This is a genomic window from Frigoribacterium sp. AC759, assembly GCF_979256015.1.
Window position 1 is genome coordinate 386,339 of the sequence record NZ_CEEDMT010000001.1, and the last position, 13,966, is coordinate 400,304.

At 71.3% G+C, this 13,966-nt stretch carries 18 protein-coding genes and 1 tRNA gene; 17 read left to right on the top strand and 2 right to left on the bottom strand.

Annotation, left to right across the window (positions count from 1 at the left end):
• Positions 1 to 12 precede the first annotated feature (12 nt).
• Genes ACZ6JE_RS01775 through ACZ6JE_RS01790 form a run of 4 tightly spaced genes read left to right on the top strand, consistent with a single transcriptional unit; the run spans position 13 to position 4,081 of the window.
• On the top strand, positions 13 to 777 hold the full coding sequence (locus tag ACZ6JE_RS01775) for a hypothetical protein (RefSeq protein ID WP_464318034.1): 765 nt from the start codon (positions 13 to 15) through the stop codon (positions 775 to 777).
• Entirely contained in the window at positions 774 to 1,826 is a 1,053-nt protein-coding gene (locus ACZ6JE_RS01780; protein WP_308196222.1) for a permease, read from the top strand. Before ACZ6JE_RS01775 ends, ACZ6JE_RS01780 begins: the two co-directional genes overlap by 4 nt.
• 55 nt (positions 1,827 to 1,881) lie before the next feature.
• A complete protein-coding gene (locus ACZ6JE_RS01785) occupies positions 1,882 to 2,670 on the top strand; it encodes a TIGR03943 family putative permease subunit (protein WP_243215163.1) in 789 nt (262 codons plus the stop codon).
• A complete protein-coding gene (locus ACZ6JE_RS01790) occupies positions 2,651 to 4,081 on the top strand; it encodes a WD40 repeat domain-containing protein (protein ID WP_464318035.1) in 1,431 nt (476 codons plus the stop codon). Before ACZ6JE_RS01785 ends, ACZ6JE_RS01790 begins: the two co-directional genes overlap by 20 nt.
• A 25-nt stretch (positions 4,082 to 4,106) precedes the next feature.
• Here ACZ6JE_RS01790 and ACZ6JE_RS01795 read toward each other — a convergent pair whose 3' ends face one another.
• The gene (locus ACZ6JE_RS01795) at positions 4,107 to 4,385 is read right to left on the bottom strand and encodes a DUF4031 domain-containing protein (RefSeq protein WP_192060013.1); all 279 of its coding nucleotides are present in this window, start codon (positions 4,383 to 4,385) and stop codon (positions 4,107 to 4,109) included.
• Positions 4,386 to 4,584: 199 nt separating this feature from the next.
• Between ACZ6JE_RS01795 and rplU the strand changes: the two genes are divergently transcribed.
• From rplU to ACZ6JE_RS01860, 13 genes are all read left to right on the top strand, one after another.
• The gene (gene rplU, locus ACZ6JE_RS01800; protein WP_192060015.1) at positions 4,585 to 4,893 is read left to right on the top strand and encodes a 50S ribosomal protein L21; all 309 of its coding nucleotides are present in this window, start codon (positions 4,585 to 4,587) and stop codon (positions 4,891 to 4,893) included.
• Between the two features lie 12 nt (positions 4,894 to 4,905).
• Complete coding sequence (gene rpmA, locus ACZ6JE_RS01805; RefSeq protein ID WP_243215165.1) at positions 4,906 to 5,160, top strand: 50S ribosomal protein L27; 255 nt, start codon at positions 4,906 to 4,908, stop codon at positions 5,158 to 5,160.
• Positions 5,161 to 5,281: 121 nt separating this feature from the next.
• Entirely contained in the window at positions 5,282 to 6,817 is a 1,536-nt protein-coding gene (gene obgE, locus ACZ6JE_RS01810) for a GTPase ObgE (protein WP_192060019.1), read from the top strand.
• Positions 6,814 to 7,638 (top strand): glutamate 5-kinase, encoded by an 825-nt coding sequence (gene proB, locus ACZ6JE_RS01815; protein ID WP_320477988.1) that lies wholly within the window; start codon positions 6,814 to 6,816, stop codon positions 7,636 to 7,638. The genes obgE and proB overlap by 4 nt, the downstream gene beginning before the upstream one ends.
• Positions 7,639 to 7,648: 10 nt before the next feature.
• Positions 7,649 to 8,917 carry a glutamate-5-semialdehyde dehydrogenase gene (locus ACZ6JE_RS01820; RefSeq protein ID WP_464318036.1) on the top strand — a complete coding sequence of 423 codons (1,269 nt, stop codon included), beginning with the start codon at positions 7,649 to 7,651 and terminating at the stop codon, positions 8,915 to 8,917.
• Positions 8,918 to 8,952: 35 nt separating this feature from the next.
• The gene (locus tag ACZ6JE_RS01825) at positions 8,953 to 9,171 is read left to right on the top strand and encodes a hypothetical protein (protein ID WP_192060026.1); all 219 of its coding nucleotides are present in this window, start codon (positions 8,953 to 8,955) and stop codon (positions 9,169 to 9,171) included.
• Positions 9,172 to 9,209: 38 nt separating this feature from the next.
• Positions 9,210 to 9,860: a nicotinate-nucleotide adenylyltransferase gene (gene nadD / locus ACZ6JE_RS01830; protein ID WP_464318174.1), complete on the top strand. Its 651-nt coding sequence runs from the start codon at positions 9,210 to 9,212 to the stop codon at positions 9,858 to 9,860.
• Positions 9,857 to 11,107, top strand: a complete 1,251-nt coding sequence (locus ACZ6JE_RS01835) for a DNA polymerase III subunit gamma/tau domain-containing protein (protein WP_464318037.1) — start codon at positions 9,857 to 9,859, stop codon at positions 11,105 to 11,107. Before nadD ends, ACZ6JE_RS01835 begins: the two co-directional genes overlap by 4 nt.
• 39 nt (positions 11,108 to 11,146) lie before the next feature.
• Positions 11,147 to 11,527 (top strand): ribosome silencing factor, encoded by a 381-nt coding sequence (gene rsfS / locus ACZ6JE_RS01840; RefSeq protein ID WP_192060030.1) that lies wholly within the window; start codon positions 11,147 to 11,149, stop codon positions 11,525 to 11,527.
• Positions 11,528 to 11,746: 219 nt separating this feature from the next.
• Positions 11,747 to 11,822: transfer RNA gene (locus ACZ6JE_RS01845), tRNA-Ala, on the top strand.
• A gap of 145 nt (positions 11,823 to 11,967) precedes the next feature.
• Positions 11,968 to 12,744 (top strand): YflT domain-containing protein, encoded by a 777-nt coding sequence (locus tag ACZ6JE_RS01850; RefSeq protein ID WP_464318038.1) that lies wholly within the window; start codon positions 11,968 to 11,970, stop codon positions 12,742 to 12,744.
• 104 nt (positions 12,745 to 12,848) lie between these two features.
• Positions 12,849 to 13,109 (top strand): hypothetical protein, encoded by a 261-nt coding sequence (locus ACZ6JE_RS01855; protein WP_192060033.1) that lies wholly within the window; start codon positions 12,849 to 12,851, stop codon positions 13,107 to 13,109.
• The gene (locus tag ACZ6JE_RS01860) at positions 13,106 to 13,591 is read left to right on the top strand and encodes a MarR family winged helix-turn-helix transcriptional regulator (RefSeq protein ID WP_464318039.1); all 486 of its coding nucleotides are present in this window, start codon (positions 13,106 to 13,108) and stop codon (positions 13,589 to 13,591) included. The genes ACZ6JE_RS01855 and ACZ6JE_RS01860 overlap by 4 nt, the downstream gene beginning before the upstream one ends.
• Positions 13,592 to 13,649: 58 nt before the next feature.
• On the opposite strand, the gene ACZ6JE_RS01865 is transcribed toward ACZ6JE_RS01860, so the two are convergent.
• Positions 13,650 to 13,961 (bottom strand): hypothetical protein, encoded by a 312-nt coding sequence (locus ACZ6JE_RS01865; protein ID WP_192060035.1) that lies wholly within the window; start codon positions 13,959 to 13,961, stop codon positions 13,650 to 13,652.
• Positions 13,962 to 13,966 lie beyond the last annotated feature (5 nt).

A 13,966-nucleotide genomic window follows, 5' to 3' on the forward strand; every position in this document is an offset into this window, starting at 1 on the left:
TAGGGTGTCTGCGTGACTCCGACCCAGCCCGGAACCCCGACCGTCAGGTCGAGGTTCCGGGCTGTCGTCGTCTCGACCCGCAGCGCCGAGGGCCGCGAGTCGTTCCTCATCGCCGCGGCCGCTCTCGGCGTGCTGCTCGTCGTCCGTTTCGCACTCGGTCTGCTCGCCCTCGTCGGGTCGGCCATCGGCTTCTCGGCGACGGCCTTCCCGAGCGGTTTCGCGGCGACCCCCGTGGGGCAGTTCCTCGGCGGCTTCGTCCTCTACCCGTTCCCGTTCTACCTGGCCGCCTTCGCCGTCCTCGTGCTCGTGCGGCCGATCAGGGCGCGCGACGGCCTCGACGTCGTGCTGCGCAGCACGCTCGTCGCCGGTCTCGCCGGCACGGCCGCGCTCATCCTGGTGGGCGTCGCGCCGGGCGTGGCGCTGTCGCGGGAGGGCGGAACCTGGGTCAATCTGGCCCTGTACCTGACGACCATCCCGCTGTCGGCGGGCGTGGTGGACACGGCCGTTCTCGTGCTCGGCGGAGTGCTGGCCCGGTCGTGGCTGCGTGGGGGAGACCCCGCATCCCCGTCGCGCGATGGCGAGAGCGACGCCCGCGCGACCGACCACGAGACGGACGTCGACGTCGATCGCTCGGCGGCCGCTCCCGCCGAGGCGGCCCTGCCCGTCGACGGGTCCGCACCGGGGCGGGTCGTCCCGGCCGCGCCCACCGCGCCTCCTTCGTCCGACGACTGGACGCGCTACGCGCCTCCGCCCGCCCGTGACGAGTCCGGCCGGTGACGGCTCCCCTCCGCGAACGCCATCTCGTCGACCACACGGTCGACGGTCCGGTCCGTCGTCGCCGCTCTCCACGCAGTCGTCTGCTCGCCGTCGGCGCGGCCGTCGCGCTCGTCCTCGTCGCCGTCCGCCTGGTCACACCGGCCCTCGGCCCCGGCCTCCTGCCGAACACCCTGCAGGACTTCGTCACGCTCACGATCTCGGTCATCGTCGAGTCGATGCCGTTCGTGCTGCTCGGCATCGTCCTGTCGATCGTCGTGCAGGTCTGGCTGCCTCAGGCGTTCTTCACGTCGTGGCTGCCGAAGCGTCCGCTGCCGCGTCGGGCGGTCATCTCGTTCCTCGGGATGTTCCTGCCGGTCTGCGAATGCGGCAACGTGCCCCTGGCCCGTGGTCTCGTGCTCAAGGGCTTCACGGTGTCCGAGTCGATGACCTTCCTCCTCGCGGCGCCGATCCTCAACCCCATCACGATCATCACCACCCACCAGGCGTTCGGCTGGGACGGCGGGATCCTCGTCGCACGTCTCGTCGGCGGTTTCGTGATCGCGAACCTGATCGGCTGGCTGTTCAGCAAGCACCCCGATCCCGAGAGCCTCCTGACCTCGTCGTTCGCGGCCGAGTGCGCCGTCGCCGACGACCACGGTCACGGGGTGAGCCGCCTGTCGCAGAGCGTCGACCTGTTCCGTCGCGAGATGTCGACCATGATGCCGGCGCTCTTCATCGGGGCGGCGATCGCGGGGGCCATCCAGACGGCGGTGCCGCGCTCGGTGCTCGTCACCCTCGGCAGCAACCCCGTCTGGTCGGTGCTGGCCATGATGCTGCTGGCCTTCGTGATCTCGATCTGCTCCAACGTCGACGCCTTCTTCGTCCTGCCCTTCGCCTCGACCTTCATGCCGGGCGGCATCGCCGCGTTCCTCGTCTTCGGGCCGATCATCGACGTCAAGATGCTCGCGCTGCTGCGGACGACGTACCGGCCCCGCGTCCTGGCCCAATTGACCCTCGTGGTGGCGCTCACCAGCGCCGCCATCGGACTGGTGGTGAACTTCCTTGCGTGATCGACTCCCGTCCCTGCGACGCTCTCCGGCTCGTCTGGCCGACCGATGGCAGGGCGTGCTCCTGACCCTCGTCGTGGGCGTCGCGACCCTGTGGCTCGCGGCCACGGGGCAGCTCATCCTGTACATCCACCCGCGGTACGTCGTCTTCACGGTCATCATGATCGCCATCGGCATGGTGCTGTCGATCGGCGTGCTCGCGCTCGCCCCCGCCCGGGGCGACGACGACGATCACGACCACCCGGGTGGGCACGACCACGACGACGATCCCGCTGCGGCCCTGCGCCCCCGCCGGCCACGGCGTGGTCGCGCCGCGGCCCGCGGCATCGCCGTCGGCGCGGGCGCGCTCGTGACGATCGTCATGGCCGTCGCCCTCGTCGCCCTGCCCCCGGCGACCCTCACCAGCGCCACGGCCGGGCAGCGCGACGTGAACTCGTCGACCGCCGCGCTCGACGGCACCAGCGTCGACGACGCGACGGGCGCCTCCGACGAGACCTACGCGTCGTTCTCGATCCTCGACTGGGCCGGTCTGCTGCGGCAGACCACCGATCTCTCGTTCTACCAGGGCAAGACCGCCGACCTGGTCGGCTTCGTCGTGCCGTCGGGCGACGACCCCGACGTGTTCTACGTGTCGCGGTTCATCATCACCTGCTGCGCCGTCGACGCGCAGCCCGTGGGCGTGCCCGTGTACCTCCCCGACTGGCGCGAGCAGGTCGACGCCGACGACTGGATCGACGTCTCCGGCGGATTCCAGGCGAACCAGAGCGGTGCGACCGACGACCCGATCGCCCTCGTGCCCGACGAACTCGAGAAGGTCGGCCAACCGCGTGACCCCTACCTCTACTGACCGCTGGTCGGCGGAGCGCGAGCGGGCCCACGACGAGGGCGCCGGTCTCGACCAGGCCGACCTCTCGCGACGGCAGGGGCGTCGATTCGTCGCCGTCGTGATCGTGCTCGCGGTCGTCTGCACGATCTTCGGCGTCCTGACCCACCTGCAGGGTCCGAAGTTGACCGAGACGCAGATCGACGAGACCGCCGTGGTGGCGCAGTCGGGTCAGCAGCTGCGCCTGTTCGCCAACCAGGTGCTGGCCCACGTCGACGCCGACCAGGTCGAGGTGTCTCCGGCCGCGCCGCACACCGTCTCGACCTCGGGCGACGTCATCGCGGTGCAGTTCACCGACCGGCTGAGATACGGCACCGAGTACACCGTGACGGTCGACGGCGTCTCGAGCGTCTACCAGGCCCAGCCGTCGACCCTGACGACGACCTTCAGCACCGCGGCGGCCCAGACCTATCGCATCGTCCACGGGGCGGACGGCGCCGACGACCGCATCGAGCGGGCCCCGCTGACCGGCGGCGCCGATCGCACCATCGTCTATCAGGCCGCGCGCATCCAGGCCTTCGAGGTCTTCGACACGGCGGTCGCGGTCGTGACCGACGACGGCACCACCTCGACGCTCAGCCTGGTCTCTCCCGACGGGGTGGCGGTGGAGACCCTTCCGCTGCCCGACGGCCCGGGGCTGATCACCCGCTTCGGCGCGGACGCCGCCTCCACGACCATCGCCTTCTCGTGGCGGCCGCAGGGCTCCGAGACCGACACCCTGTACACGCTGCCCCTCCAGGGCCAGCGCGCCGTGACCCCGGTGCAGTCCATCGCCGGGGAGCCCATCACCGTGCTCGACTGGTTCTTCGTGCCGGGCCGGGCCACGGTCGTGGTCCAGTCGGCGGACGAGACCGTCGCGGCGTTCGATCTGACCGGCGCCGCGCCTCCTCGGCCCTACGGCACCTTCGTCTCGCTGCAGGGCGTCGCGCTCGACGGCGGCACCTTCGTGGCGGCGACGGCGCTGCAGTCGTCGCGGGTCGACCTCGACACGGGTGAGCAGACGCCGATCCCGTTCTCGGCGGTCGAGGGCGGCACGCCGTTCCGCGGCGAGCTGGTCGCCGTGGGCGAGACGACCTACGTGCAGCAGGTCGCGGTCCCGGCCGCCGACGGGAGCTCGTATCGCAACATCGTGGTCGTCGACGACCTGAAGGACGCGCGGGCCCTGTACGAGCCGTCGGCCGTCGGGACGACCATCGAGGGCTTCTCCGTCTCGCCCAACGGGCAGTACCTCGCGGTCGAGACGGCCGAGGCGACGGCGGAGACCGACTTCAGCTACACCATCGATCCCGTGCCGACCACGGTGACGACGACCATCGTCGACATCTCGACGGGCGGCGTGGTGGCGAGCTTCGCGGGGCACTCCACCGCCTGGTGACCGGGTCGGTCGAGCCGTCGGTCCCTCAGGCGGTCAGGCCCCGCTTGACGCGCTGGGACACACGCAGCCCGCTGCTCTCGAGGCGCCGGGCGAGCTCGAGACCGCTGATCGGACGGGCGCCCGCCTCGATCAGGTCGGCGCAGCGCGAGAGGGGGACGTCGTAGTGATCGTGGTCGAAGCCGCGCCGGGGGATGCCGTTCGCGGCGGCGAAGCGGTGCAGCTCGTCGTACGACTCGTCGCTGACGAGGTGGGCCCAGACGGTGTCGTGGGCCGGCCACACGGGGTCGTCGATCAAGATGGTCACAGGCACACGGTAGTCCGAGTGCGTTGACGGCGGCCGAAGCCGCCGTGTAATCTAAGCGGTTGGTACGCATCGGCCCACGACCACGTCGTCGGCCCTCCGCGACGAACGGCCGCCGGGCTCAGGCTCCGCCGTCCGCCACCGCACGAACCGTGCGACGAGGCGGCCCCTCGTACATCCCCTGAGACATTAAGGAACACACATGGTCTACGCAGTCGTGCGCGCCGGTGGTCGGCAAGAGAAGGTCGAGGTCGGCACGATCGTCACCCTCGATCGACTGAAGGCCGACACCGGCGACAGCATCACCCTCGCCCCGGTCCTCCACGTCGACGGCGACACGATCCTCTCGACCGCCGACGCCCTGTCGAAGATCACGGTGACCGCCGAGGTCCTCGGCGATCTGCGCGGCCCGAAGATCGTCATCCAGAACTACAAGAACAAGACCGGGTACAAGCGTCGCATGGGCTTCCGTGCCGACCTCACCCGCGTCAAGATCACCTCGATCAAGTAAGGGGCCCCGCAGATGGCACACAAGAAGGGCGCATCGTCCACCCGTAACGGACGCGACTCGAACGCTCAGCGCCTCGGCGTGAAGCGCTTCGGCGGCCAGGTCGTCCTCGCCGGCGAGATCATCGTCCGCCAGCGCGGCACCCACTTCCACCCCGGCGCCAACGTCGGCCGCGGCGGCGACGACACCCTCTTCGCCCTCGCACCCGGCTCCGTCGAGTTCGGCAACAAGGGCGGCCGCAAGGTCGTCAACATCGTCGCCGGCGCCTGAGCCTCCTCCGCGAGGCGCGGCACCAGCTGCGACACACCGTATGGGCGAGCGTTGCTCGCCCATACGTGTTCGACCCGGGAGTCCATCCCCGGCCCCCGAGAACTGAAATGACTGCACACCCATGGCCACATTCGTCGACCACGTCACCCTGCACCTCCGCGCCGGCAACGGCGGCAACGGCTGCGTCTCCGTCAAGCGCGAGAAGTTCAAACCCCTCGCCGGCCCCGACGGCGGCAACGGCGGGCACGGCGGCGACATCGTGCTGGTCAGCGACACCGGCGTCACGACGCTGCTCGGCTTCCACCGCGCGCCGCACCGTTCGAGCGAGAACGGCGGCTTCGGCATGGGCGACCACCGAAGCGGCACGAACGGCGAGCTGCTCGAGCTGACCGTGCCGGTCGGAACGGTGGTCAAGTCCGAAGACGGCACCGAGCTGATCGACATGGTCGAGCCCGGCATGCGCTTCGTCGCCGCGCAGGGCGGCATCGGCGGCCTCGGCAACGCGGCGCTGTCGTCGACCAAGCGCAAGGCCCCCGGCTTCGCGCTGCTCGGCACGCCCGGCTGGCAGGGCGACGTGCTGCTCGAGCTCAAGGTCGTGGCCGACATCGCGCTGGTGGGCTACCCGTCGGCCGGCAAGTCGAGCCTCGTGGCCGCGCTCTCGGCGGCGAAGCCCAAGATCGCCGACTACCCGTTCACGACGCTGCACCCGAACCTCGGCGTGGTCGAGTCGGGCGAGACGCGCTACACCGTCGCCGACGTCCCCGGTCTCATCGAGGGCGCGAGCGAGGGCAAGGGGCTCGGTCTCGAGTTCCTCCGCCACGTCGAGCGCTGCTCGGCCCTGCTGCACGTGCTCGACTGCGCGACCCTCGACCCCGGCCGCGACCCGCTGACCGACCTCGAGATCATCCTCGGCGAGCTCGAGGCGTACCCGGTGCCCGAGGGGCAGCTGCCCCTGCTCGAGCGCCCGCAGCTGATCGCACTCAACAAGGTCGACGTCCCCGACGGCCGCGAGCTCGCCGACTTCGTCACGCCCGAGCTCGAGGCGCGCGGCTACAAGGTCTTCGAGATCTCGGCGGTGAGCCACGAGGGTCTCCGCAACCTCTCGTTCGCGCTGGCCGAGGTGGTCGAGACCAGCCGGGCCGAGATCGCCGCCCGACCCGCGCCTCCGCGGCTCGTCATGCGACCGCGCGCCGTCAACGAGAAGCCGTTCGTCATCCGGGTCGAGGGCGGCACGTACGGCAACGTCTACCGCATCCTGGGCGAGAAGCCGCAGCGCTGGGTGGTGCAGACCGACTTCAACAACGAGGAGGCCGTCGGCTACCTGGCCGACCGGCTCAACACGATCGGCGTCGAGGACGCCCTGTTCAAGGCCGGCGCTCAGGCCGGTTCGACGGTCGTCATCGGGCCCGAGGGCGGCATCGTCTTCGACTGGGAGCCGACCCTCACGTCGACCGCCGAGCTGATGACCAGCGCGCGCGGCACCGACCCGCGTCTGATCAAGAACGACCGCCCGACGCGCAACCAGCGCCGCGAGGAGTACTTCGAGCGGATGGACGCCAAGGCCGAGGCCCGCGCCGAGCTGCAGCGCGAGCGCGCGTCGGGCATCTGGACGGACGACGAGGGCTTCCTCGTGAAAGAGGGCGACGACAAGGCATGAGCGACACGGCGTCGTCGGCGGACCGCCGTGAGGGCCCCCGGGTGACCGACCGGGCCGGCATCGCGTCGGCTCGGCGCATCGTCGTCAAGGTCGGCTCGTCGTCGATCAGCGGCGACAACGCCGGTCAGATCGAGCCGCTCGTCGACGCCCTCGCGGCCGCCTACGGGCGGGGCGCGGAGATCGTGCTCGTCTCGTCGGGGGCGATCGCCACGGGCATGCCGCATCTGCGGCTCGACTCGCGACCGACCGATCTCGCGACCCAGCAGGCCGCGGCCGCCGTCGGGCAGAACGTCTTGATCTACCGCTACCAGCAGAGCCTCCGGCGGTACTCGATCGTCGCCGGACAGGTGCTGCTGACGGCCGGCGACATCCAGAACCCGACCCACCGGAGCAACGCCCAGCGGGCGATGTCGCGCCTGCTCGACCTGCGCATCCTGCCGATCGTCAACGAGAACGACACCGTCGCCACCCAGGAGATCCGCTTCGGCGACAACGACCGCCTCGCGGCCCTCGTCTCGAAGCTGATCGCCGCCGACGCCCTCGTGCTGCTCAGCGACGTCGACGCCCTCTACACCCGGCCGCCGCACGAGCCCGGAGCGGTGAAGATCACCGACGTGCCCTTCGGTGATCAGCTGACCGGCGTGACCTTCGGAGACGTCGGCGCCGCGGGCGTCGGCACGGGCGGGGCGGGCACCAAGGTGGCCGCCGCGCGCTACGCCGCCGAGGCGGGCACCCCGGTGCTCGTGACCTCGACGGCGAACGTCTCGCGGGCGCTGTCGGGCGACGACGTCGGCACGTTCTTCGAGGCTGCGCGACCGTAAGATCAGGGGCATGTCGCCCTCCGAAGTCGTCGCCCCCGCGTTCGTCGACAAGCTGACCGCGGCCCGGTCCGCGTCCGGCGTGCTGGCCACGGCGACGGCCGACGCGAAGAACGCGGCCCTCCGGGCCATCGCCCGTGCGCTCGTGGCGGCCGAGCCTCGCATCGTCGCCGCGAACGCCCTCGACCTCGAGGCGGCCGCCGAGGCCGGTCTGTCGGAGTCGCTGCGTGATCGTCTCCGCCTCGACGGCGATCGCCTCGGGGCGCTCGCCGCGGCCACCGTGCTCGTCGCGACCCTCGTCGACCCGATCGGCGAGACCGTCCGCGGGCGCGTGCTGCCGAACGGCCTCCGCCTCGACCAGGTCCGCGTCCCGTTCGGGGTGGTCGGCGCCATCTACGAGGCCCGGCCGAACGTCACCGTCGACATCGCCGCCCTCGCGCTGAAGAGCGGCAACGCGGCGGTCCTCCGGGGCGGCAGTGCGGCGCTCCACACGAACGCGGCCCTCGTCGAGATCGTGCAGGAGGCGCTGGTCGGGTCGGGTCTCCCCGCCGACTCGGTCGTCACCGTCGACGAATTCGGACGCGACGGCGCCGGCTGGCTGATGACGGCGCGCGGCCTGGTCGACGTGCTCGTCCCGCGGGGGAGCGCGCAGCTGATCACCACGGTGGTCGAACGCTCGACGGTGCCCGTGATCGAGACCGGGGCCGGTGTGGTGCACGTGTTCCTCGACGAGACGGCCGACGCCGCCATGAGCATCGACATCGTGCTCGACGCCAAGACGAGCCGGCCGAGCGTCTGCAACGCCCTCGAGACCCTGCTCGTGCACGAGTCCGCCGCCGAACGGCTGCTGCCGTCGATCGTCGCCGCCCTGCGCGAGGCCGGCGTCACCGTGCACGGCGACGAGCGGACCCGCGCGCTCGTCGCGGGCGTCGTGCCCGCGACGGACGACGACTGGGCGGCCGAGTACATGAGCCTCGACCTCGCCGTCGCCGTCGTCGCGGACCTCGACGCGGCCATGGCGCACATCGACCGCTGGTCGACGCGTCACACCGAGAGCATCGTCACCAACGACCACGCCAACGCCGAGAGGTTCCTGGCCGAGGTCGACAGCGCGGTGGTGATGGTCAACGCCTCGACGCGGTTCACCGACGGCGGCGAGTTCGGCTTCGGCGCCGAGGTGGGCATCTCGACCCAGAAGCTGCACGCCCGAGGGCCGATGGGACTCGGCGAGCTGACGAGCACCAAATGGATCGTGCGCGGCAGCGGCCAGGTGCGCGGCTAGACTGTCCCGGATCGTCCTCTCGAAACGGAGTACCCATGCTCGACGTCACACTGCTCGCCGCGGCCCACGAAGAACTCGCGCCCCTGCTGGCGCCCCCGGTCGTGATCTCGCTGGTGTTCGGCGTCTTCTTCCTGTTCCTCGGCTACGTCGTGTGGAGCTACCGCGACGTCGCGAACCGAAGCCCCCGCAAGGCGAAGACGCAGGAGCACAAGGCCGGGCCCATCGACGAATACGGCCACCCCGAATCGCACTGACGCGAGAGACGGACACCATGGTCGCGGCGGACAGCCCGATGTCGTCGTCGGGCGCGACGTCGACCGGTGACGAGCCGTCGGACGGAGGCGCGACCGAGTCGGTCCGTCGACCCCGCGTCGGCATCATGGGCGGCACGTTCGACCCCATCCACCACGGCCACCTCGTCGCCGCCAGCGAGGTGGCGTCGTCGTTCGACCTCGACGAGGTGCTGTTCGTCCCCACGGGTCAGCCCTACATGAAGACGGGTGTCACCGACGGCGAGCACCGGTACCTCATGACGGTGATCGCGACCGCGTCGAACCCGATGTTCACCGTCAGCCGACTCGACATCGACCGGCACGGGCCCACCTACACGATCGACACCCTGCGCGACGTCCGGGCCCGAAGACCCGACGCGCAGCTCTTCTTCATCACGGGCGCCGACGCCGTGGCGCAGATCCTCGACTGGAAGGACGTCCAGGAGCTCTGGGACCTCGCGCACTTCGTCGCGGTCTCCCGGCCGGGTCACGACCTCACCGTTTCCGGATTGCCCGAGAGCGACGTAAGCTTGCTCGAAGTCCCCGCGCTGGCCATCTCGTCGACCGACTGCCGCGCTCGGGTCGCCCGAGACTCCCCGGTCTGGTACCTGGTCCCCGACGGGGTCGTCCAGTACATCTCCAAGCACCACCTGTATCGGAGCGTTGCATGAGTTCGTCCGACGGCCAGCCGCCTCTCACCCGACGGCAGGTTCGAGACCTCGAGCGTGCGCGCGAGGCGGGCCAGGCGATCACCGGCGCCGTCCCCGTCGGCGCCCCGTCGTCGTCTCCGACCGCCGCTCCGGCGTCGATGCCGACGCCCGCCTCGGCTCCCGAGCCCTCGTCGGCTCCGAGTCCGGCGGCGCCCGCATCGGCTCCTGAGCTCGCATCGGCTCCTGAGCCCGCGTCGGCTCCCAGCCCGGACTCGGCTCCCGAGCCCGCAGTCGCGCCGGCGTCGGCTCCCGACCCCGTGTCGTCAGCCGACCAGGCGCCGGCCTCCGTCCCGGCCCCCGGCTCCGTCTCGTCGCCCGAGCGTGGACTCACACGTCGCGAGCTGCGGGCGCTCCGCGAGTCGCAGTCGGGCCGGTCCGCCGAGCCCGTGCCGCTCCAGGCTCCCGGGCCCGAGCCGCGCCGACCACTCTCCGAGGCGCTCAGCACCGTCGACGAGTTCATCGCGCCGGGTGGCGCATCGGGTGTCGGTGGCGACCACGACTCCTCCGTCGCCGACTCGTCCCCGCTCCCCACGCCCGCCGGTCAGAACCCGTCGGGGCCCGTCGACGGGGCGACCGACGGCGATGCCGACGACTCGACCCGCGCCTCCTCGGGGCAGACCCCCGCGCTGCGGCCCGCGTCGTTCGAACGCCGCGACGACTCCGCGCCGGCGGCTCCCGCCGCTGTGCGCCCGATCGTCCCGACCGTCCCCGCGTCGGCGCCCGAGTCGAACGGCCTCGTGCCGCCCGTCGGCCACTGGACGAGTCAGAGCGCAGCGCCCGACGACGAGACGGCTCCCGGTCGCGCGCTCGGCACGCACACCGGGCAGACGAACGCGCTGATCCTCACCGATCAGCAGATCGCCGACGTCACCGGGGCGCTCAACGCGACCGGCGAGATCATCATCACCGGGTCGATCGACCTGCCGCGGAGCCTCGGCGCGACGGGGTCGCAGGCCCGTGTCGACAACGCCGACATCGACCGCCTCCTCGAGCAGGGCGACGCCGAGAACGCCGAGACCGACGCCGTGCCCGTGCGGGCCAGTCGGGCCATCAGCACCCATACCTCGACCCGGGCCGTCGTGCTCGCGGCGTCGCAGCCGAAGTCGAGTCGACTGCCGTTGTTCCTCGGCATCGGCGGGGGCATCATCGGAGCAGGTATCATCGGAGTGGTCGTCGCGGGTTTCGCGACCGGCATCCTGGGTCAGTGACCCTCGTCATCCTCCGCACCACCGACACGTAAGGCATCCGTGACAGCCACTCCTCGCGCCATCGAGCTCCTGCAGATCGCGGCCCGCGCCGCCGACGACAAGCAGGCCGACGACCTCGTCGCGCTCGACGTCTCCGAGCCGCTGCCTCTGACCGACATCTTCCTGCTGGCCTCCGGTCGAAGCGAGCGCAACGTCGTCGCGATCGCCGGCGAGATCGAAGACAAGATGCTCGAGGCCGGCGTCAAGACGCTCCGTCGCGAGGGTCGCGCCGAAGGCCGGTGGATCCTCCTCGACTTCGGCGACATCGTCGCGCACGTGTTCCACGACGAAGACCGTCAGTACTACTCGCTCGAGCGTCTGTGGAGCGACTGCCCCACGATTCCGATCGAGCTGCCCGAGCCCGCTCAGAACGAGGCGTGACGCGCCCCGTCCCGTCGAACACCGAGAGGTGAACGAGACACCGCATCGCGGCGTGTCGTTCACCTCTCGCATGTCGCGGGCCGAATCCGCGACGGGCGGAGCGCGCCGAGGAGGCGCGGGGCGATGGTCGAGAAGGGCCGTGTTCAGCACCGCTCGATTTCTGTAGTAGGGTTGACGAGTTGCTTCGCAAGGGGCGCGACAAGCAAGACAATTGAACATGGGTCTGTGGCGCAGCTGGTAGCGCACCTGCATGGCATGCAGGGGGTCAGGGGTTCGAGTCCCCTCAGATCCACCAACACCGAAAGGCATCCGCTCAGCGGGTGCCTTTCGTCGTTTCACCACGGCGTCACCATTGCGCAGCCGGCGTCGCCCCCGATCTCTTTCTGGGAGCGCTCTGCATATCCGCTCCACGCCTCAGGGCGCGACGGTAGAACTGATGCATGAGCAACGACCAGCCCGGCACCGGCAGCACACCCGAACAGCACGCGACCCCTGCCTCCCACGAGCCGGACCCCCAGGCGCGACCCGAGGTGACCGCGCCCGCCCCCGACTCCCGTCCGCGACCGGCCTACGGCGAGTACGCGCCGACGCCCGCGGCCGGTTCCGAGCCGCAGCCCGGGCGGACTCCGACGACGCCGCAGCCCGGTCAGGCCCAGGTGCCCGGTTCATCCGCCCCTGCGGGCCCTGCTGCAGCTCCCGTCGCCGGGCGGCCGACGACCACCGAGGGCACCCCGGGCCCGCGCGGCACCGGGGCGTTCGCCGGCGCCGGTCACCCGCAGACGCTCGCGACGTTCTCCCGCTACGAAGACGCGCAGTCCGCGGTCGATCTGCTCTCGGACCAGGGGTTCCCGGTCGAGAGCGTCTCCATCGTGGGTCACGACATCCGCACCGTCGAGAACGTCTCCGGTCGTCTCACCAAGGGAGGGGCCGCCGCACGCGGCGCCGGGGGAGGTGCCTGGTTCGGGCTCTTCCTCGGTCTCCTCTTCGGTCTCTTCGCCACGAACGTCGCCTTCATCGGCATCCTGCTGATCGCCGTGGGCGGCGGCGCCCTCTGGGGTGCCCTCTGGGGCTTCGTCGGGCATGCGGCCCTGCGGGGACGTCGCGACTTCGCGTCGACCAAGACCATGGAGGCCGGCAGCTACGAGGTGCTCGTGCGCGGCGAGCTCGCGACGCAGGCGCACCAGCTGCTGTCTCAAGGTCGGGGCATGACGCCGTAGTCCGACCCATCGGCACCACAGGGCGGCCCGTCGCATCCGTGCGGCGGGCCGCTCGTGCGTCAGGACATCGCTTGGTGTGCGAATCATTGGTACACTAACTGATCGTGAGCCCGAGACGAGATGACCGCGAACCCCGCAGCTACGAGCACGGCAGCCGCTTCGGCGACCTGATCGAGGGGCTCAACCGGCGTCTGCGTCCGTACATCGGCGGGGCGCAGCTCGGGCTCAAGAACGAGGCGCCCCTCGTGCCGCCCGTCCACGGGGGAGCCTGCCCGCTCTGCGGCCACCCGATGGACGAGCACGTCGTCGACCGCTCCGGTGTGCGGACGATGCTGCACTGCCCGGCACCGCAGGCCGAGCGGTGACCACGCCCATCGCTCAGGCGGTGCCGACCGGCCCGCCCGCGGCCCAGCGTCCGGAGGTCGACCCGCTCGCCCTCGAGAGTCAGATCTGCTTCGCGCTCTCCGTCGCGTCCCGCAGCGTCGTCGCCGCCTACCGCCCGGTGCTCGAGCCGCTCGGGCTGACGCACCCCCAGTACCTCGTGATGCTCGCCCTCTGGCAGGGCCCCGCGCTCGCCCTCAAAGACCTGGCGACGGCGCTGCGTCTCGACCCCGGCACGCTCTCGCCGCTGGTCAAGCGGCTCGAGGCGCAGGGGCTCGTGACGAGGAGGCGCGGGTCGACGGACGAGCGCACGCTCGCCATCGCACTCACCCCCGCCGGTGCCGCCCTCCGGGCCGAGGCCGAGTCGATCCCGGCGCGGATGATGGAGCGCCTCGGGGTCGAGCGCGACGAGCTGGTGGTGCTGCACCGGACCATGTCGAAGCTGATCGCCGCGGCGGAGGGCTGACCCGCGCCTCCTCGGCGGGTGCTCTGTCGGTGCCTCCGGGGATGTCTCGGCGACGGGCTCAGCGGAGGGGCAGCGGTGCGTGCGCGTCGCGGGACCAGCTGACGGCGAGCGAGTCGTCGAGCGTGCGGATGGCGAGCTCGGAGCGGAGGGAGTCCTCGAAGTGACGCGCCGATCGCTCGTCGGCCACGACGACGTCGAGCCGCAGCGAGCCGACCTCGTCGGTCACGAGCACGGGGCCGTCGGAGAAGCGCACGAGGTACTGGTGCGCGGCGATCGGGAGGCTCTCGTAGTGGCTGCGGAGGCTGCGCTCGAGCAGGCGCACGGAGTCGCTGCCGGTGGTCGGCGTCACACGGGCGCTCATCGCGATCATGCGGG

Bases quoted from the DNA above. Each gene is read 5' to 3' on its own strand.
- proB (WP_320477988.1), top strand. From the start codon at position 6,814: ATGAGCGACACGGCGTCGTCGGCGGACCGCCGTGAGGGCCCCCGGGTG.
- ACZ6JE_RS01820 (WP_464318036.1), top strand. From the start codon at position 7,649: ATGTCGCCCTCCGAAGTCGTCGCCCCCGCGTTCGTCGACAAGCTGACC.
- rpmA (WP_243215165.1), top strand. From the start codon at position 4,906: ATGGCACACAAGAAGGGCGCATCGTCCACCCGTAACGGACGCGACTCG.
- ACZ6JE_RS01825 (WP_192060026.1), top strand. From the start codon at position 8,953: ATGCTCGACGTCACACTGCTCGCCGCGGCCCACGAAGAACTCGCGCCC.
- rplU (WP_192060015.1), top strand. From the start codon at position 4,585: ATGGTCTACGCAGTCGTGCGCGCCGGTGGTCGGCAAGAGAAGGTCGAG.
- obgE (WP_192060019.1), top strand. From the start codon at position 5,282: ATGGCCACATTCGTCGACCACGTCACCCTGCACCTCCGCGCCGGCAAC.
- ACZ6JE_RS01865 (WP_192060035.1), bottom strand. From the start codon at position 13,961: ATGATCGCGATGAGCGCCCGTGTGACGCCGACCACCGGCAGCGACTCC.
- ACZ6JE_RS01835 (WP_464318037.1), top strand. From the start codon at position 9,857: ATGAGTTCGTCCGACGGCCAGCCGCCTCTCACCCGACGGCAGGTTCGA.
- ACZ6JE_RS01850 (WP_464318038.1), top strand. From the start codon at position 11,968: ATGAGCAACGACCAGCCCGGCACCGGCAGCACACCCGAACAGCACGCG.
- nadD (WP_464318174.1), top strand. From the start codon at position 9,210: ATGTCGTCGTCGGGCGCGACGTCGACCGGTGACGAGCCGTCGGACGGA.